This window comes from Flavobacterium chungangense LMG 26729, assembly GCF_000735715.2.
In the GTDB taxonomy this organism is placed as follows: Bacteria; Bacteroidota; Bacteroidia; order Flavobacteriales; family Flavobacteriaceae; genus Flavobacterium; species Flavobacterium chungangense.
Window position 1 is genome coordinate 1 of record NZ_JASY01000018.1, and the last position, 22,018, is coordinate 22,018.

24 protein-coding genes are annotated in these 22,018 nt (G+C 36.9%); all 24 read left to right on the forward strand.

Going from position 1 to position 22,018, the window contains the following annotated elements:
- Window positions 1-247: hypothetical protein (locus JE46_RS24305; protein ID WP_167343453.1), on the forward strand; the 247-nt coding region annotated here is incomplete at its 5' end.
- A 301-nt stretch (window positions 248-548) separates the two neighbouring features.
- Window positions 549-1,376: a LytTR family DNA-binding domain-containing protein gene (locus JE46_RS20360; protein ID WP_031457130.1), complete on the forward strand. Its 828-nt coding sequence runs from the start codon at window positions 549-551 to the stop codon at window positions 1,374-1,376.
- Between the two features lie 107 nt (window positions 1,377-1,483).
- Complete coding sequence (locus JE46_RS20365) at window positions 1,484-2,092, forward strand: hypothetical protein (protein WP_031457131.1); 609 nt, start codon at window positions 1,484-1,486, stop codon at window positions 2,090-2,092.
- Between the two features lie 181 nt (window positions 2,093-2,273).
- Window positions 2,274-3,452: a serine hydrolase domain-containing protein gene (locus JE46_RS20370; protein ID WP_031457132.1), complete on the forward strand. Its 1,179-nt coding sequence runs from the start codon at window positions 2,274-2,276 to the stop codon at window positions 3,450-3,452.
- Between the two features lie 125 nt (window positions 3,453-3,577).
- Window positions 3,578-3,775, forward strand: coding sequence for a hypothetical protein (locus JE46_RS20375; protein ID WP_031457133.1), 198 nt, complete (start codon window positions 3,578-3,580; stop codon window positions 3,773-3,775).
- Between the two features lie 318 nt (window positions 3,776-4,093).
- Window positions 4,094-5,206, forward strand: coding sequence for a hypothetical protein (locus tag JE46_RS20380; RefSeq protein ID WP_031457134.1), 1,113 nt, complete (start codon window positions 4,094-4,096; stop codon window positions 5,204-5,206).
- Window positions 5,207-5,269: 63 nt separating this feature from the next.
- On the forward strand, window positions 5,270-5,734 hold the full coding sequence (locus JE46_RS20385) for a DUF6434 domain-containing protein (protein WP_051872963.1): 465 nt from the start codon (window positions 5,270-5,272) through the stop codon (window positions 5,732-5,734).
- Between the two features lie 140 nt (window positions 5,735-5,874).
- Window positions 5,875-6,249 (forward strand): nuclear transport factor 2-like protein, encoded by a 375-nt coding sequence (locus JE46_RS20390; RefSeq protein ID WP_031457135.1) that lies wholly within the window; start codon window positions 5,875-5,877, stop codon window positions 6,247-6,249.
- On the forward strand, window positions 6,194-6,595 hold the full coding sequence (locus JE46_RS20395) for a TfoX/Sxy family protein (protein ID WP_209445165.1): 402 nt from the start codon (window positions 6,194-6,196) through the stop codon (window positions 6,593-6,595). The genes JE46_RS20390 and JE46_RS20395 overlap by 56 nt, the downstream gene beginning before the upstream one ends.
- A gap of 166 nt (window positions 6,596-6,761) precedes the next feature.
- The gene (locus JE46_RS24100; protein WP_167343454.1) at window positions 6,762-6,935 is read left to right on the forward strand and encodes a hypothetical protein; all 174 of its coding nucleotides are present in this window, start codon (window positions 6,762-6,764) and stop codon (window positions 6,933-6,935) included.
- 16 nt (window positions 6,936-6,951) lie between these two features.
- Window positions 6,952-7,224, forward strand: a complete 273-nt coding sequence (locus JE46_RS20400) for a hypothetical protein (RefSeq protein WP_157505959.1) — start codon at window positions 6,952-6,954, stop codon at window positions 7,222-7,224.
- A gap of 124 nt (window positions 7,225-7,348) precedes the next feature.
- Window positions 7,349-7,498 carry a hypothetical protein gene (locus tag JE46_RS24105; protein WP_157505960.1) on the forward strand — a complete coding sequence of 50 codons (150 nt, stop codon included), beginning with the start codon at window positions 7,349-7,351 and terminating at the stop codon, window positions 7,496-7,498.
- 254 nt (window positions 7,499-7,752) lie between these two features.
- On the forward strand, window positions 7,753-8,088 hold the full coding sequence (locus tag JE46_RS20405) for an RteC domain-containing protein (protein WP_236010700.1): 336 nt from the start codon (window positions 7,753-7,755) through the stop codon (window positions 8,086-8,088).
- Window positions 8,089-8,460: 372 nt separating this feature from the next.
- A complete protein-coding gene (locus JE46_RS24560) occupies window positions 8,461-8,553 on the forward strand; it encodes a hypothetical protein (RefSeq protein WP_236010701.1) in 93 nt (30 codons plus the stop codon).
- 389 nt (window positions 8,554-8,942) lie between these two features.
- On the forward strand, window positions 8,943-9,422 hold the full coding sequence (locus JE46_RS20410; RefSeq protein ID WP_031457139.1) for a hypothetical protein: 480 nt from the start codon (window positions 8,943-8,945) through the stop codon (window positions 9,420-9,422).
- A 137-nt stretch (window positions 9,423-9,559) separates the two neighbouring features.
- Window positions 9,560-9,904, forward strand: coding sequence for a DUF4134 domain-containing protein (locus JE46_RS20415; protein ID WP_031457140.1), 345 nt, complete (start codon window positions 9,560-9,562; stop codon window positions 9,902-9,904).
- A gap of 11 nt (window positions 9,905-9,915) precedes the next feature.
- Window positions 9,916-10,344, forward strand: a complete 429-nt coding sequence (locus JE46_RS20420; protein WP_031457141.1) for a DUF1896 family protein — start codon at window positions 9,916-9,918, stop codon at window positions 10,342-10,344.
- A 38-nt stretch (window positions 10,345-10,382) separates the two neighbouring features.
- Window positions 10,383-15,959, forward strand: coding sequence for an Eco57I restriction-modification methylase domain-containing protein (locus tag JE46_RS20425; protein WP_031457142.1), 5,577 nt, complete (start codon window positions 10,383-10,385; stop codon window positions 15,957-15,959).
- A 10-nt stretch (window positions 15,960-15,969) separates the two neighbouring features.
- On the forward strand, window positions 15,970-16,287 hold the full coding sequence (locus JE46_RS20430; protein WP_031457143.1) for a DUF4133 domain-containing protein: 318 nt from the start codon (window positions 15,970-15,972) through the stop codon (window positions 16,285-16,287).
- A gap of 39 nt (window positions 16,288-16,326) precedes the next feature.
- Complete coding sequence (locus JE46_RS20435; RefSeq protein WP_031457144.1) at window positions 16,327-18,798, forward strand: TraG family conjugative transposon ATPase; 2,472 nt, start codon at window positions 16,327-16,329, stop codon at window positions 18,796-18,798.
- Between the two features lie 25 nt (window positions 18,799-18,823).
- Window positions 18,824-19,510, forward strand: coding sequence for a conjugal transfer protein TraI (locus JE46_RS20440; protein ID WP_031457145.1), 687 nt, complete (start codon window positions 18,824-18,826; stop codon window positions 19,508-19,510).
- Window positions 19,511-19,525: 15 nt separating this feature from the next.
- Window positions 19,526-20,155, forward strand: a complete 630-nt coding sequence (locus JE46_RS20445) for a hypothetical protein (protein WP_031457146.1) — start codon at window positions 19,526-19,528, stop codon at window positions 20,153-20,155.
- Window positions 20,152-20,787: a hypothetical protein gene (locus JE46_RS20450; RefSeq protein ID WP_031457147.1), complete on the forward strand. Its 636-nt coding sequence runs from the start codon at window positions 20,152-20,154 to the stop codon at window positions 20,785-20,787. The genes JE46_RS20445 and JE46_RS20450 overlap by 4 nt, the downstream gene beginning before the upstream one ends.
- Window positions 20,788-20,886: 99 nt before the next feature.
- Window positions 20,887-21,996, forward strand: coding sequence for a conjugative transposon protein TraJ (gene traJ, locus JE46_RS20455; protein ID WP_262494111.1), 1,110 nt, complete (start codon window positions 20,887-20,889; stop codon window positions 21,994-21,996).
- Window positions 21,997-22,018 lie beyond the last annotated feature (22 nt).

Genomic DNA, 22,018 nt, shown 5'->3' on the forward strand with positions numbered 1-22,018 from the left:
GGGAATTCCAAACAATTCAAAAGCAGCACCCGCCTTAAGTTCTACCAGGATTTCTGAATTGACAATGGCTTCACTTGTAAAATATTTTACCTCATCAGTCTGCCCGCTAAAACGGATGCGTGCCGAGTGCTGTTCTTTCCTGCCAATATCAATTACACTGGCAGGCGAAACAAGAATAGCCAGTGTATTACTGACTGTTGGGGAGACTACCCAGGGCTGTCTGAACACCGGATCATTACCAAAGTAGATGATACGATAGCAAGATACTGAAGCAGAGGATGTAGGGTGTAAATTTTCAATAGAAAAAAAAAAATTAGATTACAGCATGCAAAAGTAAATAAAGCCGTAAATAAAAAATGCTTTTGGGCTTAGCCTTTTTTACAATGGAATAAAAAAATAAAGATTTTATTTGGAATTATGCGCTGTTTTATTTTAAAATGTGTAAGATCTCTGAATATTATTATTGCTAAAAAACACCTTTTTGAGAAGTAAAGAATCCTTAACCAGATGATTACAAAAAAGATTAACTTTGCACAAATCAACCTATCATGAAGAGTGAAGTTTCGAAGGTAACCTACAAAGACCGTATTTTATGGATAGCTTTCTATCCGCTGTCAGCAATATCGTTTCTTTTTTTTGCCAATGACAATCCAATAGCAAAACTGATTCGCTTGCCTTCCTTTTTCACCGATCTTGTTTTTGCATTGCTCATTACCTTTTCCACCGGACTTTATGTAAGGCAGATAATATTGTACTTTGATAAAAAACATCCTTGGCAAGAACATCTCAAAACCAGACTGTGGCTCCAGGCCTTGTATGGCATTCTGGTGCCACTCCTTGTTGCGATGATATTGGAAGTACTGTATTTAATCGCTATCAATATCAATTTTGCCAATTCCTCTATCCTTCATTTAGAACTTCCTCTGGCTTTTTTACTGCTGTTGCTTGTAAATAGCTTTTATGTTGGCGTATACCTATTTCAGAACAAAAAAACTGAAATCATTACTGTTGAAAAAATAATAACGCTCGAAAACAAAGCGACGATACCTTATTTTGTGGTGCACAAAGGCTTCAATGAACTAAAAATAGAAACGACCGATTGCGCCTTCATTAAAAGCCATGAAAAATTGCTCTGGCTTTACACTTTCGACAACGAAGTCTTTCGTTTAGATGGTACACTGGAGGAGTGGGAAAAGAAATTAGAAAGCAGCTTTTTTCGGATCAACCGTCAATATTTAACATCGGCCGAGGCTATTCAGGCTGTTATAGCTACCGAAACCCGAAAACTAAAAGTAGATTTCGTAATTCCTGTAAACGATGCCGTTTACATTTCAAAAACCAATACTTCCGATTTCAGAAAATGGTGGAAAAAATAGCTGTCCGTTTTAGTCTGTAATATGTCCGTTTTAGTTTTTTAGATCGTAAGTTACTAGCAAACAACCGTATGTAGAAATAATTTTGTAGCAAAATACAGAATTATTTCATGCATACAAAAACGATTTATTCATCACTATTAATTGGTTTACTATTTTCCTCCCTGGTTTATGCACAGGAAAAGGGTATTCCTATCACCGTATCTGCTTTTAATCAGGCTACATCAATGCCCTTTTCAGAACTGCTAACCTCCCCAATCCATCCCGGAATAGCAGTAGCAACCGAATTGAACTACAGCAAACAGCCAAAGCACAGCAGACTGTTTCAAACCATTGGAGCCAGTTATTACTATCACAGGTATTTAAATCAGGCTGTAACTGTTTTTTCTGAAATGGGTTACGAATATCGTTTTAAGCCAGGCATCGAATTATCAGCACTGCTCGGTGTGGGCTATATGCGAAGCTTTCGTAACGCAACAGAATATGCCTTTGAAAACGGAAGTTATTCTGCCACAAAGAATACAGGTACAGGACGTTTTGCACCCTCCTTTTCTTTAGAGACAGGCTATTATCTACATCCAAAAAGCATAACCAGCCTTAAACTATTCGTTCGCTATCAGGTATGGGTCGAATATCCTTTTTCGCTCGGATTTATCGATTTGATGCCACATAACAACTTACACTTAGGTGTAAAGTTTTTTATAGGTGCAAATAAATAATTAGCCAACTAATTGAATATTAAGCCTAAAATACATCAGCAAAACAGCCTGAAAATAGACCAGAATATGAGAAGCATAAATATAAAGCAGGTAGTTACAGAAAAAGACCTATTTAATTAAACGAATATCTAACAGTATATAAATTGATTAGCCAATCCTCTACCAGATAAAATAATTGACAATGAAAAAAATTTTTGTAGTATCATTTTTTGCATTGCTGTTTACAGCTTGCGAAAAAGACGAAGTTATCGACCCTAAAGCTTATTCCTGCAATTTTGATTTTGTCGACAATAGCGCAAGCCATCCCAAAGCACAGCAATACCAGGCAAAATTGGATGAAATAGTAAAAAAAGGAACTGTCGGTATTATGATGAGCGTGTACCATCCCAATTCGATACAATGGCTGGGAGCTTCCGGCAAAGCTGATATTTCTAACAATGTGCCCATGCAACCCTGTATGATCTCACGGATGGGATCGACGATAAAAATGTTTACTGCCACAGTAACAATGATGCTTTATGATGAAAATAAAATCAATCTGGACGAAAAAATAGCACATTACCTCAAAGGCAGTTACATCGGCAAAATCCAAAATGCAGAAACTGCTACCATCCGCCAGTTATTACAGCACAGTAGTGGTATTTACAACTACATTCAGAACCCGAAGTTTCAGACCGCTTCGATGAACAACCTCAAAAAAGAATGGCATGCTGAAGACTTAATGTCCTATGCCTACAATCAGGACGCCTATTTTGCATCGGGTACAGATGTGCGATATTCCAATACCAATTACATACTGCTCGGAATTTTAATAGAACAGATTGAAGGCAAACCTTTGCATGAAGTTTTCGAACAACGCATTTTTAAGGCTTTTGGAATGACAAAATCGTTATTCGCCTCAAAAAATCCTGTGCCACACAATATTGTTCGGGGCTATATAGACTTATACAGTAATTTTAAAATAACCGAAAGCACTTATTTCAGCGGTTGGGATTATTATACTGCCGATGGCGGGCTGATTTCCAATCCTTATGATATGTCACTATTCTTTCAAAAGTTAATGAATGGAGAAGTTGTAAATCCGAAACTATTGGCCGAAATGCTGACATGGAAAACGCCCCATGAACAGGATCCCGATTTCTTCCCAATTGAGTACGGATTGGGTATTTTTAAAATGAAAACCCCCAAAGGCGATGTCTATTATCACAGTGGAGATGCCATTGGCTATTATGCCAATATGATTTACATAACCTCATCAAAATCCGTAATCGTATATGCTGTAAACAGTAATTATGGCAAACTGGACGAATGGGTCTCTACCAAAAAAGCTATCGAAAATATATTGGAAACAGTCTGGTAAACATTTTAATACCAGATAATAAGAAGCAAAAAACGAATGATAAATTACTTTTCAAGCTAGCGTTTTTTACAATCATGAATGAATATGAAAAACTTTATTTGCAAAATCCTTAAAACAATACAATTATGAAATTCAGACAAGCAGTATTTGCACTTACATTATTAAGCATAACAATGTCTTGCAGTAAAGACACAGAAGACGATAACAGTACCTCAAAAGCAACCAATGTTTACGTAATTGGCTGGGAAAAGAACGATGGTAAAAATTTGGCCAAAATCTGGAAAAACGACACAGCAACCAATCTTACCAATTGTACACAATAAGCATTAGCATTAGATATAGCAATAGCAAAACAGTAATAAACAGTTGAGTAAAACGGAAGTAATTGTTGAAAAATCACAGTTTAGACAATCAACAAATTTGGTAATAATTAAGGAGCTTGGGTCAGTTAATGCACTGCCCTAAGTTTTTTGACCGTAATTCGTCATCTAGTAAGATTTTCTTTTTCAGTACATCTAATTTTAAATATAATCCATTTGGTTTACCAATAACTTTTAATCAATTAATAAATAAAAAATAAAGCTGTAAAATTTTTTAACGCAGCGTATCTAAAGAGTATAAATTTTCTAAAACTGCAATTTATGAAGTACTTATTTTTATCCTTATTGTTTGTATCGTTACTGTCCTGTTCAAAGTCAGGAGATGAAGACATCGTACCAGATAATCAGGCTCCAAAAGCCTTTACGCTTACTTCTCCTGCAAGTAATGCAACTGGTTTTGCCACAACACCGGCACTAAGCTGGCAAGCCGCAACTGACCCTGATGGTGATACGGTAACGTACAGTGTTTATCTTGACCAGAACGTCAATCCCATAACACTGATAAAAAGTGGGTTAACCGCTGTTAGTTATATGCCAACTACTGCGCTGGCAAACAATATTGTCTATTACTGGAAAGTAGTAGCTACCGATGCCAAAGGTGCAACCACGGCAAGCAGTGTGTTTAAATTTACAACTGTTGCAACTGTACCTGCCACCAAGAGCTTGCCCGTGAAAGTAACTCACACAAATATAAGTGGAGCGGTTACCCAAACCAGTACCATAACCTACGATAATCAAAAGCGTATCAATAAAGTCACAATTGTTAATCAAACCCCTAACCAAAACTTAACAAATACCTTTAGCTATGAAGCCGATAAAATCACTGAAATAATAGAATATAATGACCCAGCAATACAGACTAAAAAACAAATCTATTATTACAATGCTAATGGAGTGTATAAAGAAGAACAGTTTTTTAATGGCACACTTCGTTATATCATAGATTGGTACTACCGCCCTGATGGTGGAAAAGAGAGAAGAATAAAAAACACTTCAGGAAATCTCTTGACAACCTGGTATTACCGTTTTGGTGCAACTGGAAATATCGAACGTGTGGTAATAGATGATGTAAATGTTACAGTGGAAGATTGGGAATATATTTTTAGTAATTACGATACTAAATTACGTTCTATTTCAAATCCGGTAAATGATATGATAGCCTTTATTATGATGGGTTTTCCGGGAACAAATTTTCCTGCGCCCAATAATCCGCAGGCTTATATAAGGAAGTCGCTTACATCAGGTAATGTAATTAACACATCTACTTTGGAATACACCTACAACAATAAAAATCAGGTTACCGTAATGAAAATTAAGGATGCTAACAACGGTTCTTTAAAAGAAAGCCGTACCATCGACTATCAGGAATTTTAAATAGAAAATGATTAGATAACAAAACCTTATAGGTTTTAAAAATCTATAAGGTTTAATAAAAAAATGCAAATACCAACACTCAATAAAAATATCTCTCTTACAGACTTTAATGATTTTTATTGGTTAAAGGAAGAACTGGTTTCTTTTTGCAGGAACGAAAGCATCGGTACAGTTGGCGGAAATCAGGAACTGGCAAAAAGAATAAGAGCTTATATTTCCACTAGCGAAATTGTGAAGGTGAAAACAGCAATCAAAAAATCAAAATACACCTTTGACCGGAAGACCGAAACGCTAACAAAATCGACCATCATTACCGACAATTATAAAAACTCGGAAAATGTAAGGGCATTTTTTCTTACCGAAATAGGTTCGTACTTTTCATTCAGCGTAAAGTTGATGAACTGGATGAAACAAGCTAAAGGAAAGACCTTGCAGGATGCCATTGAAAAATGGAAGAAAATTAGCGCCCTGAAAAAAGATAAAGATTACCAGACCGAAATTGCCCCACAGTTTGAATACAACCGTTAGATGCGTGCTTTTTTTGGCAGACGATCCCCCCTTTACAGCAAAGGACACAATGAAATACTGGAAATTGAAAAAAGAACAACGTGGTACAAATGAATATGAACCAGAGGATTTAAAATTGATTGAACAGAAATAATATAAAAATGGATACAAACCAAACTTCCTTAAGTATAGCCTTAAAATACTTTAATGCCTGGTGCCAAAATGATTTTGAAAAGACTTCGTCCTTTCTCTCAGACAAAATCGCATTCGAAATGCTTATTAACAGTTATGTCAGCAAAGCTGAGTTTTTGCAAGCTGTACAGTTCACTGCAAGTACTTTACAGGAAGTTATTCTGCTCACACATTTGGGTAATAAAGAAGAAGCTGTTCTTATTTATACCCTTAAGCTAACAGGACTTGCCCCATTACAAATCTGCGAACATTTTAAAGTACGTGAGAGTAAAATTACATTCATTAGCCATGTACACGATACCCACGAGCTTCGAAATGCAGGTTTTGATAAAAATAAAACATAGTACGATGGCATATGATGAAGAATTAGCCAAAAGAGTAAGGGAATATCTGGCAGAATTTCCAGAATTGGAGATCGTTGAAAAGAAAATGTTTCATGGGCTTACTTTTATGGTCAACAAAAAAATGTGTGTAGGCGTAAGTGGCGATGAACTGATGGTACGCTTTGATCCTAATCTTCACAACGAATTTTGTGAACAGAATGGTTTTCGAGCGATGCTTACAAAAGGCAGAGAATATAAAGGTTACGGATACATTAACCCTGATTATATTAAAACGAATAACCAACTGAACAAATGGCTGGACATTGCATTGCAATTTAACAAAGAAATTAAAGCAAAGAAGAAATAAGTTTGTAAGATTTAATATAATCTGACATCTAAACCTATAAAATAATTCAAAAATCATGAAAAAACTGTCACTTTTTATTGTCATTATTTTATTTACCACATTTGCTTTTGCCCAAAACGCCGTTCATTTCACATAGCTTAGCAAAAAGGGAAATCCCATTATTTTCTTGCCACATATAGGCTGTTCTTCCGAAATGTGGAAAGGAGTTTCTAATAATTATGAAAAAACAAATACCGTTTACCTTGCCGACTTTCCGGGATTTAATGGAGAAAAAACCATTGATGCACTTTTCAAAGATGCTTATGTGAATGAAATTCAGCAGTTCATAAAAAAAGAATAAGTTAAAAGATGTGGTTTTGATCGGACAAAATTATGTAACTTTTATAACAGTTAAAACGGCGCAGTATGAGGATTTGAAAATAAAAGCCATCGTTGCTTCCGATTTTTATCCCAAATTAAATATGGTGTTGAATGCCAATATCACTACAGAAGAATTGGAACAAATGAAAAGCAGTATTCGTAAAGGAACTATGGAAATGGAGGCTGAAACATTTAAAGCCACTCAAAGACAAACAGCCGAAATGATGAACTTTACCAAGTCAGAAGATGTAGCGAGATTTGTAGAATGACAGGTAAAATCTGACAGAAACACTTTGCGAACAGTTCAGTAGTGATTTGCGCCTAACACTTGAAAATAATAAAATTCCAATACTGGTATTTACCACTTGGTATTTTACCACAACATATAAGAATATGCCGATTTCCGAAGCCAATAAAAAGCTGAAAGAAATGTACGGCAATACACCTAATGTAACGCACAAGGTAACAGAAGATGCCAAAGACTTTATGGCTACAGACGAGCCACAATGGTTCATTACTGAAATGAATAAATTTTTAAAATAATAATTGGAGAATAAGCAAAAGATATTCGAAAGCCTTTTTAACGATTATTAAGGATTGGGTTTTCCATTTTTGTTACAGCTATCTGTAGCGAAACACAGACAGAAGACCTGATACAGGAATGTTTTCGAAAGTATGGCTCAATCTGGATAGTTTCCAGTAATAAGTCTGATATTATAATAATCTAATCCTATATAACTTAGAAAAGCTACATAACGAGTAAATAATCAAATTATTCAAATTCCTGAACAGTACTTATGGCTCGTATGGAAAAATTCTATGTTGAAACACTTCGTAAATTAGAAACGGAAATCCACGAATTAGAGATTGAAGCAGATTGCTCCATTCAAAGAATAGAAATTATTGTAAACCTTATTGTTAATTCTTTATATAAATTAAAGATGTTTGTATTAGAAAAAGGATTTAAGAATACGGATGAAGAAATACATTTTTTCAAATATAAGAAACCGGTTATTGTTTCAAAATTAATTTACTATAATACCATTTATAAAATCGAAACAAAAAAAACTTATGACGTAAAGCTTATCATTAAATACCTTAATATCTGCATTTCCGTTATCAAATCTCCCTAATTAATATAGGGAATAAGTCAATTCTGTTTTACTTCCAGTCCAATTTAATTTTGACAGATCTATTGATTTGTTCTTATATCTATAATAATGTATTGTGAAGCTGGTCTTCAATATAAACTTTTATCAGCTCGTTAGCTATAATTTTTGGTGCCTTAAAATAGTGTGAGGTTGAAAAGTATGGTCTACTTCAAAATAGAAGGGGTCTAAACTGAGCTTAATATAGTGTTTCCCACGAACAAACAACTTATCATCAATAAAAGAATTATTGTTTCGGTATTATTTATAAAATTAAAGATTGTTATCACAATACCTTTTGAGTTTTTTTAGTTCGTTATTAAGGTAATTGCAAAGACATTTGAAAGCACTTTTAATATTGATTTAGTTGATTCCTATCATACGTTTATGGAACTGAAGCCCCGAAAATTAACCAACCGAAATTCCTTGACAGTCTACTTGATGTACTAATCAGCAAAATGGATGAAAAATACGAAGAAGAATAATTTTTTTTACAATATACCACCAAGTAAATGAATACCTTTTGTATATACAATATTCTCCGAACTGTTTTGCTTTTCTTTTTCTACCTGTCCCACAGTCTGCTATTTAGTTTCTGTTGCAATGGATAACTGTATCTTTTGCTCAATGGAAGTCAATTCTGTTTTTCTACATTTTTTTATTTTTTTTCTCCTTTATTTTACTGGGGGTTCAATGGAGTACAACTGGGGTACAACAAAAAGTTGTACTTGTGGCTGTTTGTAGTCTATTGTTTCTTTGCCCTGTAATGATGAAGATCCAGAATTGAATTGTCAACTGGATTATGAGAAACTAATGTAGAATGATAAAATGAAGAGCGTATGTTTACAAACATTTCATGGGGTAATTACATAGTTGTAGTTATTCTGCTATTGGCAAGCTGGTATTTATTTATTGGATTTCGATTTTATTTTGATGACCTCAAAGAACTCATATCAGGAAAACGGAAACTTCAATTCCGTGGATTTGAAAACCCAAATTATCAAGATCCTCAAACTGAACAAAACTATCAGGAATTACCAGAAACAATTTCAGACCAAACTTCTTTAGAAGAATTTGACACCACTTTTCAGGATGTTGATGCTCTGGTGGCAAGATTAAAGAGTTTTATCACAGATGCCACAAAGAAAAAATTGGTAAAAAAAGAATTTACCTATTATCTGCAACTTCTTTTAAGAGAATTTCCCTCAGTGAAAAATTCCCCATTTAGTTCCTCAGTAAGTGAGTTGATAGTTTCAGAATGTGACAAACTCGAATCAATCACTTTAACCCTGAAGGAAGCAGAAGCACTTTGGGAATAAGCTCTAAAACAATATAACGGAGGAACTGCCCCTGTCCATCCCGGCGCAGTAGGACAGATGTAACAGGAAAGTGGATTGAGACAGCGGCTACACCTCCGTTTTTTATCTGAATTTTTAAACTTTAAAAATAATGTGTTATGAAAAAATGGAACTGGAATTTTAAAAAGTTTATTGAGAAAAAAACATATAACATTGGTATTCTTCTGGCACAAATCCTTTTTGTGATCAGTTATGAAACCTACGCCCAGGATGGTCTCGCCGGAATCAATGAAGCTAACCAGCAGGTACGAAGTTATTTTGATGCAGGTACAGAACTCATGTATGCCGTAGGCGCATTACTTGGACTAATAGGCGCTGTGAAAGTATATCAAAAATGGAACGCAGGTGATCCTGATACCGGAAAAGTAGCTGCAGCCTGGTTTGGTAGTTGTGTTTTTCTGGTAGTAGTGGCTACAGTAATCAAATCCTTCTTTGGGATTTAAAAACAATTGCAATGGAAGAGCTACTCAAAGAAAAGTTATGGTTCTACATTATCCATAACAATCCCGATTTGATGTTTACGCTTCAGGAAGATTACAGTGTACTGGATTATCTCAATGAAAAAATAAATGGAATTAAATTCCTATTGGACGATATGCTATCTGATGGGACCCCTAAATATATCATCGAAGAAATCTGTCTCAATGTACTTACCGAAGATCTTAAACCTTCCCGGTTTTTATATATCCGCTCCCTGCTTTCTGAGGAGTTTGAGAAATCCTATGCCGGTTTTCAGGAATCAGGTATTCTCACTTATGAGATAATCAACCTTATGGAAAGCTGTAAACCCATTTTTGAAACCATTGGTTTTACGAAAGAAAATGAAGAAGATCCCACTTTAAGAAATGCCCTTATCGGTCAGATTGCTGACTATCTGAATTGAGCTATTTATAGCAGTGTGTAGTATGAAAAGGAATAATTATGGCTTACAATCTATCCCAAAAACTAAGTGCCAATATCGAGGCAATTACCATTGCCATACAATGGCAGGAAGGTAATGCTTTATCGGAAGAAGCAGTTGCTACACTAAAGGCATATGCCGGATTTGGCGGTATCAAAGCTGTATTATATCCCAATGGCACTATCGAAGACTGGATAAAATCCGGAGCGACAAAAGAAGACCTGAAGTTACATCCTGAGATGACACGACTGCACGCAATATTGCAGGAACACTATTCTGAAAAGGATTATAATGCAGTTGTTTCATCACTTCGCAATAGTGTCCTTACTGCATTTTACACGCCGGAGATTGTACCCAAAACTTTGTACACTGTTTTGGAAGAACAACGTATTAACCCTAAAAGATTATACGAACCGTCAGCAGGTTCAGGGATTTTTATAACTCAAGCAAGCAACGTATTTCCAAATCTGGAACAAATTACTGCTGTGGAAAAAGACCGATTAAGCGGACTGGTGCTTTCTGCATTAAACAGTACACTTTCAACCAAAAATACCACTCACATTATAGGACTCGAAGAAGCTCCAACCAATGATAACGGCAGTTATGATCTTGTGGTAAGCAATATTCCGTTTGGTAATTTTTCAGTTTACGATGAAACTTATCCTGATAAAGCGATTTCAGGAAAAATTCATAATTACTTCTTTGCTAAAGGACTGGACAAACTCGCGGATGGCGGTCTTATGGCCTACATAACTACAGACGGTTTTTTAAACAGCCCTTCCAATAAGAGTGCCCGCGCATATCTTTTTCAAAATGCAGATTTTGTGAGTGCCACCGTTATGCCTGATAACCTGATGAAGGAAACCGGAAATACGGATGCTCCTAATCATCTGCTTATTGTACAGAAAAACGAGCATAAAGAAATGCTGTCTGACCATGAAAATGAACTGCTGCAAACCGTTGAACTGGAAAATGAATTTGGAAAATACAGTATTAATAAATACCTGCACAACAGACCCGAACTTATCGTTGGTAATGAAATACAAGCCGGTAAAAACCAATACGGGCAGGCACATCAAAGTGTGAGACAAAATGGGGATATCAATTCTATTAAAGATCGTCTTGCAGAAAATATTTCCAAAGGACTAAAAGATAACTTTAAAAAGGAACTTTTTGAAAAAGCTCAAAAAATCGAGATCGCTCAACCCGCTGAAACAATCGGGCCGAAATTTACTTATTTACCCATGCCTGAGAGCAAAGCAAGCGGTATTTCAGTTCAGCTTGGCTTGTTTGATACTGTCCCTGCGGAGAACATCAACCGTGCGATGGATTACATCAATCCCCTTGATGAAACAGTAGTAGATAAAAAAACAGCAAGGATACTCAGCACTATACGTACCACTGATAATCCATCACATGAAAATGTGGTGCTGATTGCTGCCAAACAAAACAAGTCCAATCGGTATTTGTATAAATTATATTCTAATGTAAAAGAAATTGATGGCTTTTCAGCCAATTGGATGAATGGTGGATTACTGCCTCATGAATTACTGGCTTTATCCAATACCCTTCAGTACTATGATCATAAATATATTTATGAAGGAGACCAAACCCTTGAATCTGCCTTTAATCTGGAAAGACAGCTTTATGAAGAACTGGCGCCGTTCAAATCGTTCTATAAAGAAGGAACACTGGTTCGGCTTGGAGAGTCCGTTGGGATTATCAGTGACATAAATGACAAGCATAAACAGGCCTTTTTTCAGCCATTAGCAACACAGGGTAATCTCAAATTTTATGATTCCTATATAACTGTTCGGGATCATTATCTGGAATTGTTTGAGAAAGAGCAGTCAGACCAAACAGCCAGTGATGAAGTTCGAAAAAATCTCGATGAGCAGTATACAAAATTTGTTTCTCACTATGGTATTTTAAATGGTGCTGAGAATCGCAGGCTCATCATGCAGGATTCCGCTTTTGGTTTCACCATTCTTTCTTCATTGGAACGCAAAGAAGGAGAACGTTATTTAAAATCGGATATTTTAATCGAATCTGTATTAAAACAGCAAAAACGTTATTATACAGACGATCCCATTGAAGCATTAGCCCGAAGTCTAAACGAAATTGGAGCTGTTGACTTAGGATTTATAACTGCGGCGACAGGACTTGAACAAAATGAGGTTATAGAACGTTTGAACCATCATATCTATTTGAATCCAACAGGTCAGAATTGGGAAACTTCAGACCTCTACTTAAGCGGTAATGTTGTGGAAAAGTTACGGCAGGCAAAACAAGCTGTGGAGCTATATCCCGAAAATACGCAATATTACAAAGGATTGCAGGCACTTGAAAAAGTACAGCCTGAGCGTATCCCTTTTGAATTATTGGATTTTAACCTTGGTGAACGATGGATTCCCAGCCGCTACTATGAGAATTTCGCTGGAAAATTATTTGATCAGCCAACTGAAATTAATTATTTCCCATCACTGGATACCTTTAAAGTAAGTACAGGACACAATACCAAAATAGACCGAGAGTTTTCGGTAACTCCAAAAAGCGGCAGAACCACTTATGGCTACACGATACTGGAGCATGCCCTTGAAAATACTGCACCGTTTTTCACCTATGAAGTTGAGGGACCAGGCGGAAAACCAATCCGAATGCCCGACAATGAAGCGATACAGCTTGCACATCAAAAAATTGAGAACATCCGTAATGGTTTTATAGAGTGGCTGCAGGAATTACCAATAAGCGACAAAAGCGAATTGGAAAGCCTCTATAATAATACCTTCAATTGTTATGTATTACGCGAGTATGACGGAAGCCATCTGAGTTTTCCGAGTCTGGATAAAAAAGCACTTGAAATCGATGATTTATACAGTTCTCAGAAAAATGCGGCATGGCGTATTATTCAGAACCGCGGCGCTTTAATCGATCATGAGGTGGGACTTGGAAAAACACTAACCATGATTGTAGCGGCCAATGAAATGAAACGACTCGGAATTATTCATAAACCTGCAATACTGGCACTCAATGCCAATGTAAATCAAATTGCAGCAACCTATAGAAAGGCTTATCCCAATGCCAGAATTTTAGCGCCTGGTGAAAATGATTTTACTCCTGCTAAAAGGATGAGACTCTTCCATGAGATTAAAAATAACAATTGGGACTGCATCATTTTAACGCACGACCAGTTTGGTAAAATTCCGCAGTCACCGGAAATACAAAAAGAGATTTTACAAAATGAGCTGGATAATATAGAAAGAGACCTCGATACCGCCAGAGATTTGGGAGGCGACATCTCCAAAAAGATCTTAAAAGGTCTTGAAATACGAAAAAATAATCTGGATGGCAGACTAAAAACACTGCTCAAAGATATAGAAGACAAAAAAGACAGCGGCATTAACTTTAAAGAAATGGGAATTGATCATTTGTTTGTAGATGAATCACACAAATTCAAAAATCTGACTTTCACGACCCGTCATGATCGTGTTGCCGGAATTGGAAACATGCAGGGAAGTCAAAAGGCACTTAATATGTTATTTGCTGTGCGTACGCTGCAGGAAAAATTCGATTCAGATTTGTGTGTAACCTTTCTTTCAGGAACTCCAATTTCAAACAGCCTGACAGAAATGTACCTGCTTTTCAAATACCTGCGTCCTAAAGAAATGGAACGCCAGCAGATTGAAAACTTTGACGGATGGGCTGCTGTTTTTGCCAGAAAAACGACTGATTTTGAATTTTCGGTCACCAATGAAATTATTGCCAAAGAGCGTTTTCGCCATTTTATCAAAGTTCCGGAACTGGCACTGTTTTATAATGAAATTACCGATTACAAAACAGCCAAACATATTGATCTGGACAAGCCTGAAATTGATGAGCGACTTGTCAATATCAGTCCTACACCTGAGCAAAGTGAGTTCATTATGCAGCTCATGCAGTTTGCCAAAACTGGTAATGCAACACTTATCGGCAGAGCACCTCTTACCCAGCAAGAAGATAAAGGCAGAATGCTCATCGCTACTAATTATGCTAAAAAGATGGCTGCTGATATGAGGCTAATAAATGAAGGATATGGCGATCATCCGAATAATAAAGTCAATACATGCGCCAGAAATGTGGCTAAAATTTACCAGGTTTCCATGGAACATAAAGGCACTCAGATTGTTTTTTCAGATATCGGTACCCCAAAGCTGGAAGCCTTTAATATGTACGACGCGTTGAAAGAAAAACTAATACGGGATTTTAATATCCCAGCCCATGAGATAACCTACATACACGACTGGACTGATAAAAAGAAACCAGAATTGTTTTCTAAAATGAATACAGGTGAAATACGTATTCTTTTAGGCAGTACAGAAAAAACGGGAACCGGACTTAATGTGCAAAAACGTGTTGTGGCGATGCATCATATGGACATTCCCTGGAGGCCTTCTGATCTCGGACAACGCAACGGCCGTGGCAGCAGACAAGGAAATGAAATTGCCAAACAGCATTATGGAAATAAAGTAAAGAATTTCATTTATGCCACGGAGCAGTCACTGGACAATTACAAATTCAATCTTTTGAAGAACAAACAGACTTTTATCAGTCAAATGAAAAACTGTGAACTGAATGTCAGAACTATTGATGAAGGAGCTATGGATGAGCAGAGCGGAATGAACTTTTCGGAATACATCGCAGTGCTATCCGGTGATACTTCATTACTGGAAAAATCAAAATTGGAGAAAAAAGTAGCGGTAATGGAAAGCCTTAAAAAAGCACATTACAAAGAAATTTCCAGAACTAAATATCAGGTTGAATACCTCATAGAAGAAAAGGGAATCACCACTAAAACACTGGATAAACTAACTGCTGATCACAGTATTTACAAAAACAACCTCAAGTATGAGGGAGATGGCTCTAAAGCCAATCCAATACAGTTGTTTAACTGCAAAACAGCAGATCCCGAAAGTATCGGTAAAGAAATTATCCTGCTCTATAAAAACTGGAAGCCTCCCGAAGGAGAAAGCCAGGCCAAGCAGATTGGACAATTATATGATTTTGGACTCTATATAAAAAGAGAACGTGAAGCCTTTCAAAATGATGGTTTGTACCAATACCGTTACTCTAACAGCTTTTATGCGCAACGTTTGGAGGATGGTATAAAGTATACTTCCAATGGAGGAACTCCCAATGTGGACAACCCAAAGTTGGCAGCCCGCCATTTTCTTAATGCAATTGATAAGTTGGAACATCTCAAGGAAAAGTACCAAAAGTCTCTAAAGGATATTGAAAACCAGTTACCTGAATTACAGGAATTAAGTACAAAAGTATTCAGCCAGGAAGATGAGCTGCAAAAAATGAAAAGTGATCTCTCTAGTTTGGAAAGGGAAATAGCCCTAAAAATTCAGGAGAACCAATTGAAAGAAGCCAATCCACAGGATGATAAGCTGAGTAATGAAACAAAATTAACCGATACAGTGCCGGTCATTCAACTGCCAGTAAAGAGCACTAGCACTGAAGAATCAAAAAAAAATATAACTGCCGAAAGTAATACTGAGAAATGGCAGGAGCGCTCTTTTTCGGAAATGAGACGAAGTAACAGAATGAAATTTTAAAATAAATACCATGTCAAACAGTGTATATCAAATCAACAAAGGAATTAACCAGAGCATAGAGTTCAAAGGTTTAAAGGCGCAATATATCTGGTATCTGGGCGGTGGTGTGATTGTACTTATGATACTGTTTGCCATTATGTATATAGCAGGTTTACCCTCATTAATCTGTATAGGGATTATTGGTATTTCAGGAACAGTTTGGGTATTGAAAATTTATAAGATGAGCCACAAATATGGTGAATATGGAATGATGAAAGCATTGGCGAAACGACAGATTCCAAAAGCAGTAAAGTCCCAAAGCAGAAAAATATTTAGGATGATGAAATAGAATTTGCTCAGTATTACCTGAGCGGTAAAAATAAGGATGATGGAAAAGATGATAGATGATATTTTACCAATTATGGATGTAGAGCACGATTGCATACTATCCAAACAAGGAGATGTGACGGTCGTATTCAAAGCAGAACTACCCGAGATCTTTACCTTGTCTGATCAGGAATACGAGGCATTTCATCAGGCATGGCTTAAAGCGATAAAGCTGCTTCCGAAATTTAGCGTATTCCATAAACAGGACTGGTTTATCGATAGTAAATTTGAGCCGGATTTTACAAGCGAAGACTCCAGTTTTCTTACCCGAAGCAGTGAACGTTTTTTTAATGAACGCCCTTTTCTGGATCATACCTGTTACATTTTCCTAACCAAAAAACCGGCAGGGAGAAAAACATCCAGTTCCTTATTTTCAAATTTACTTAGGAGTTCAATAGTTCCGGAAGAAACATTAAAAGCACAAGTACGTCAGGAATTTATTGATAGTACCGGACAATTCAGACGTATACTGGAAGACAGTGGTTTTGTAAAACTGACTCGTCTTGGAAACGATGAACTCAAAAGCCATAGCAGAAAAATTGGGATTATAGAAAGATATTGTTTTCTTTCTGAAAAAGAAAACTCCTTTGTTTTTAAAGATATCGCTTTTGATGATGGCCTGCAGGTTGGAGATAAACACTGTCAGATTTATACATTGGGAGATGTAGCTGATCTGCCTGCCTTATGTGGTTCCCGAATCAACTACGACCGATATTCAACTGATAAGACCAAATTCAGTATTGGATTTGCTTCAACACTCGGGCAATTGCTTTCCTGTAATCATATTTACAATCAATATATTTTTATAGAAGATTTTCAGAAAACACTTCAAAAACTCGAAAGTAAAAGATTACGTCTCCAATCCTTATCAGCCTACAGCAGGGAAAACCTGATTGCGCGTGACGCGACCAATGATTTTCTTAACGAGGCTATTAGCCAGCAACGACTTCCAGTAAAAGCACATTTTAATGTACTGATTTGGACAGACAATAAAGAAGAGCTCAAAGACCTGAAAAATAAAGTTTCTTCAGCTTTAGCTCAGATGGATGCTGCTGCGAAACAAGAAACGGTTGGAGCTGCACAAATATTTTGGGCAGGAATTCCCGGGAATTCCGCAGATTTCCCAATGAATGACACTTTCGATACGTTCACGGAACAAGCGACTTGCTTCCTGAATCTGGAAACAGGTTACCGCTCTTCACTGAGTCCAACGGGTATTCGATTGGGAGATCGCTTGACAGGAAAACCGGTTCATGTAGATATTAGCGACGAGCCTGTTAAGATGGGAATCTGCACCAATCGAAACAAATTTATACTGGGACCTTCGGGAAGCGGTAAATCTTTTTTCACCAACCATATGGTTAGGAGTTATTATGAGCAGGGAACTCATATTGTACTGGTGGATGTTGGACATAGCTACAAAGGATTGTGTGATATGGTAAAGGGCTACTACTTTACATACGATGAAAAGAACCCGATTAGGTTTAATCCATTTTACATCAGCGAAGGTGATACGCTCGATACCGAGAAAAAAGAAAGTATTAAAACATTGCTACTCGCACTCTGGAAAAAAGACAATGAGACTTTTAATAGAAGTGAATATGTAGCACTGTCCAATGCGTTGCAATTGTATTATGAAAAGTTAGACAGTAACTCGGATTTGTTTCCCTGTTTTGACAGCTTTTATGAATTTCTAAAAAACGAGTTTGTTACCATATTGGAAGGTGATAAGGTAAAAGAAAAAGATTTTGATGTGAATAATTTTCTTTATGTGCTTCGTCCATATTACAAGGGAGGTGAATTTGATTACCTGCTCAACGCTACCGAGAATCTGGATCTGTTAAAAGAACGATTTATTGTTTTTGAACTCGATAATATCAAAGACCATCCAATACTTTTTCCGGTGGTAACAATTATCATCATGGAAGTGTTTATCAGTAAGATGCGCAAACTCAAAGGCATTCGAAAAATGATCCTTATTGAAGAAGCCTGGAAGGCAATTGCCAAGGAAGGGATGGCAGATTACATTCGGTATTTATTCAAGACCGTGCGTAAATTCTTTGGCGAAGCCATTGTAGTGACTCAGGAAGTCGAAGATATAATTTCTTCCCCGGTAGTCAAGCAGGCTATCATCAATAACAGTGACTGCAAGATATTACTGGATCAGAGCAAGTATCAAAATAAATTCGAACAAATTCAGGAACTGCTTGGGCTTACTGATAAAGAAAAGGCACTAGTGCTCTCGGTTAACAAAGCCAATGATCCTGATAAAAAGTACAAAGAAGTGTTTATCTCCCTGGGAGGCATGCAATCTAAAGTCTACCGTACGGAAGTGTCGCTGGAGGAATATTTGGCCTACACCACCGAAGAAACTGAAAAAGTAAAAGTACAGGCATATGCCAGGAAATTTGATGGTGACATTAAAAAAGGTATTGCGGCGCTCGCCATTGACCTAAGAGTAAAAACATCATGAAAAATTAAACCCAAAAAACAATAATATGAAAGCAAAAATTAAAATCACGATCTGCCTGTTGTGCTTTTTACTGATCAGCACTCCGGCAAGACCGGCAACAGTGGCAGCAATACCGATTTTAGAAATCGTAAAAGCGGTTGCTAAAAAGGTAATTAAGGCTATTGACCTCAGGATTCAAAAACTGCAGAACAAAACGATCTGGCTTCAGAACGCACAGAAAAAAATAGAAAATATCCTGTCGAAACTAAAATTAGATGAAATATCCGAGTGGACACAAAAACAAAAAGACCTGTACAAAAATTACTATGAAGAACTGGCAAAAGTCAAATCCATTATAACCTATTACCAGCGTATCAAGGACATCAGTAAAAAACAGGTTAGACTGGTAGACGAATATGAAAGAGCCTGGAACCTGTTTCAAAAGGATGCTCATTTTAATGCAAGCGAACTCAATTATATACAAAGTGTGTATTCGGGAATATTAGATGAAAGCCTGAAAAATATCGATCAGATTTTCATGGTCTTGGATTCTTTTACTACTCAGATGAGTGATGCCAAAAGACTGGAGATCATAAACAGTGCTGCAGATCAGATTGATGCCAATTATGATGACCTGACGCTTTTTAACAGACAAAATATATTACTCAGTCTTCAAAGAGCCAAAACAGAGCATGATGTTAAAACCATCAAACAATTTTACGGAATTCCGTAAACAATCTAAAAAATCATGAAAAAGATATTTTTACTAGTACTTATTGCTGCGCTAACTACAGGTCATCTTCAGGCACAAGCCAAACAGCAAAGGATGCTTTTACAGCAAATAGCAGCCCTTCAAGTGTATATCGGATATGCTCAAAAAGGCTATTCCACAGTCAAAAAAGGGCTCAACACCATAGGAGATTTCAAACGCGGAGAATTTAATCTTCATAAAGATTACCTGAATTCCCTTAAGACAGTCAATCCCAAAATAAAAAAGTATGCAAGGGTAACGGAAATTATAGCGCTCCAGATCAAAATCATGAAAAGCTATAAAAATTTGTATCAGCAAATCCGGCAGGATGATTTGTTTCATGGGGATGAACTCGATTATATCAAAAGAGTCTTTGAACGATTAATCAAAAATTGTGATACCAATTTGGATGAGCTTTTAACAATCGTTACGGACGGACAACTCGAAATGAAAGATGATGAGCGAGTGAAACGCATTGATAGGATTTACCAGAGTATGCTTGATAACTATACTTTCTGTGAAAGTTTCAGTAATCAAACTAAAGTCCTTGCTGTATCAAAAGCAGCCGAATTAAAAGAAGCTAAAAACAGCCGTGTCCTCAGCGGCATAAATACTGATTTGCCATGAAAAAATTACTGATTATAGGAACTGTATTTATTCTTTTTTTACTTCCGTCTAAAGTAACAGCCCAAAAACAGGAAATCCAGCAATTGATTTTGAACATAGAAAAATTGGCTCAGTTCAAACAGATTCTAAAGGACATGAAAAAGGGCTATGAAATACTAAGTGGTGGTTATAATACGGTAAAGGATTTGTCTGAAGGAAACTTCAGCCTTCATGAAACATTTTTGGATGCACTGATGCAGGTTAGTCCCACAGTTAAGAATTACAAGCGTATTGGTGATATTGGTAATTATCAGGTGCTGCTGGTAAAAGAATACAAGTCCGCTTTTAACCGCTTTAGGGATAGTAAAAATTTTAATCCTGAAGAAATCGCTTATCTCGAAAGTGTCTATGATAATCTTTTTAAACAAAGTCTGAGAAATCTTGACGAACTGACTTCCGTGATTACCGCTAATAAAATGCGAATGTCAGATGATGAAAGGCTCGCCTCCATCGATAAAATATATGCAGACATGCAGGACAAGCTTTTGTTCCTAAGAAACTTCAACAACAATACGGCTGTACTGGCTTTGCAACGTGCCAAAGAGCGTAATGATACCCGCGCAATGCGCAGTATTTACAAGTTAAATAACTAAATATCCACTCTCATGATAAAGATAAATAAGCAAATAATACTTGTTCTTCTTGCAGTGATATTGCCTTTTTCGATCCACGCACAAGAAATTGCAGACGACATGAACGGCCTGCATAGCGTGCTGGAACAATTGTATGATGAAATGATGCCTTTGTGCAGTAATCTCATTGGAGTCGGTCAGGGTCTTGCCGGTTTTGCAGCGATGTGGTATATCGCCTCAAGAGTTTGGAGACATATTGCCAGTGCTGAACCCATAGACTTTTATCCGCTCTTTCGTCCTTTTGTTATCGGGTTTTGCATTATGATTTTCCCGTCTGTCCTGTATATGATTAATGGTGTCATGAAACCTACTGTTACAGCAACAGCTGCAATGGTCGAAGGATCGAATAAAGCGATTGAAAGATTGCTTAAGGAAAAAGAGGAAGCTCTTAAAGAAACAGATCCATGGAAAATGTATGTGGGTTCCACAGGAAGCGGCGATCAGGATAAATGGTACCGATATACCCATGATGATGCAGATCCGAGTGGTCAGGGAATGCTGGACGGTATTGGAAATGATATCAAATTCGCCATGAGTAAAGCCTCATATAATTTCCGAAATTCAGTAAAAGAATGGATGAGCGAGGTACTGCGTGTATTATTTGAATCTGCTTCCCTTTGCATCGATACGCTGCGGACTTTTCAATTGGTGGTACTCTCTATTTTAGGCCCAATCGTTTTTGGTATTTCGGTCTTCGATGGTTTTCAACATACCCTGACCGTTTGGCTGGCACGTTACATCAACATTTATCTCTGGCTCCCTGTGGCCAATATATTTGGAAGTATCATCGGGAAAATTCAGGAGAATATGCTAAAAATTGACATAGCCCAAGCTGGAGAATATGGAGATACATTCTTTAGCAGGACTGATGTTGCCTATTTGGTCTTTATGATTATTGGCATTATTGGCTATTTCACTGTTCCCTCAGTCGCTAATTACATTGTTCATGCCGGAGGTGGCGGTTCACTGGGACAAAAAGTGACCAGTATGTTTAGTAGTTCTACAACTTCAGTGATGAGTACTGCATCTCAAGGCACTACAATGGCAGCTGATGCAATGGGAAATGCTGCAGGGCGTATGTATCAGAGCATGGCGAATTCCGGTAATTCTGAGCCTTACTTCAAGGACAAGGACAATTATATGGCCGATAAATTAAAAGGTAAATCTTAACCTAAATTCAAAGCTTATGTTT

Coding starts and splice junctions, on each gene's coding strand:
- JE46_RS20360 (WP_031457130.1), top strand. CDS start 549: ATGAAGAGTGAAGTTTCGAAGGTAACCTACAAAGACCGTATTTTATGG.
- JE46_RS20365 (WP_031457131.1), top strand. CDS start 1,484: ATGCATACAAAAACGATTTATTCATCACTATTAATTGGTTTACTATTT.
- JE46_RS20370 (WP_031457132.1), top strand. CDS start 2,274: ATGAAAAAAATTTTTGTAGTATCATTTTTTGCATTGCTGTTTACAGCT.
- JE46_RS20375 (WP_031457133.1), top strand. CDS start 3,578: ATGAAATTCAGACAAGCAGTATTTGCACTTACATTATTAAGCATAACA.
- JE46_RS20380 (WP_031457134.1), top strand. CDS start 4,094: ATGAAGTACTTATTTTTATCCTTATTGTTTGTATCGTTACTGTCCTGT.
- JE46_RS20385 (WP_051872963.1), top strand. CDS start 5,270: ATGCAAATACCAACACTCAATAAAAATATCTCTCTTACAGACTTTAAT.
- JE46_RS20390 (WP_031457135.1), top strand. CDS start 5,875: ATGGATACAAACCAAACTTCCTTAAGTATAGCCTTAAAATACTTTAAT.
- JE46_RS20395 (WP_209445165.1), top strand. CDS start 6,194: ATGTACACGATACCCACGAGCTTCGAAATGCAGGTTTTGATAAAAATA.
- JE46_RS24105 (WP_157505960.1), top strand. CDS start 7,349: ATGCCGATTTCCGAAGCCAATAAAAAGCTGAAAGAAATGTACGGCAAT.
- JE46_RS20405 (WP_236010700.1), top strand. CDS start 7,753: ATGGCTCGTATGGAAAAATTCTATGTTGAAACACTTCGTAAATTAGAA.
- JE46_RS20410 (WP_031457139.1), top strand. CDS start 8,943: ATGTTTACAAACATTTCATGGGGTAATTACATAGTTGTAGTTATTCTG.
- JE46_RS20415 (WP_031457140.1), top strand. CDS start 9,560: ATGAAAAAATGGAACTGGAATTTTAAAAAGTTTATTGAGAAAAAAACA.
- JE46_RS20420 (WP_031457141.1), top strand. CDS start 9,916: ATGGAAGAGCTACTCAAAGAAAAGTTATGGTTCTACATTATCCATAAC.
- JE46_RS20425 (WP_031457142.1), top strand. CDS start 10,383: ATGGCTTACAATCTATCCCAAAAACTAAGTGCCAATATCGAGGCAATT.
- JE46_RS20430 (WP_031457143.1), top strand. CDS start 15,970: ATGTCAAACAGTGTATATCAAATCAACAAAGGAATTAACCAGAGCATA.
- JE46_RS20435 (WP_031457144.1), top strand. CDS start 16,327: ATGGAAAAGATGATAGATGATATTTTACCAATTATGGATGTAGAGCAC.
- JE46_RS20440 (WP_031457145.1), top strand. CDS start 18,824: ATGAAAGCAAAAATTAAAATCACGATCTGCCTGTTGTGCTTTTTACTG.
- JE46_RS20445 (WP_031457146.1), top strand. CDS start 19,526: ATGAAAAAGATATTTTTACTAGTACTTATTGCTGCGCTAACTACAGGT.
- JE46_RS20450 (WP_031457147.1), top strand. CDS start 20,152: ATGAAAAAATTACTGATTATAGGAACTGTATTTATTCTTTTTTTACTT.
- traJ (WP_262494111.1), top strand. CDS start 20,887: ATGAACGGCCTGCATAGCGTGCTGGAACAATTGTATGATGAAATGATG.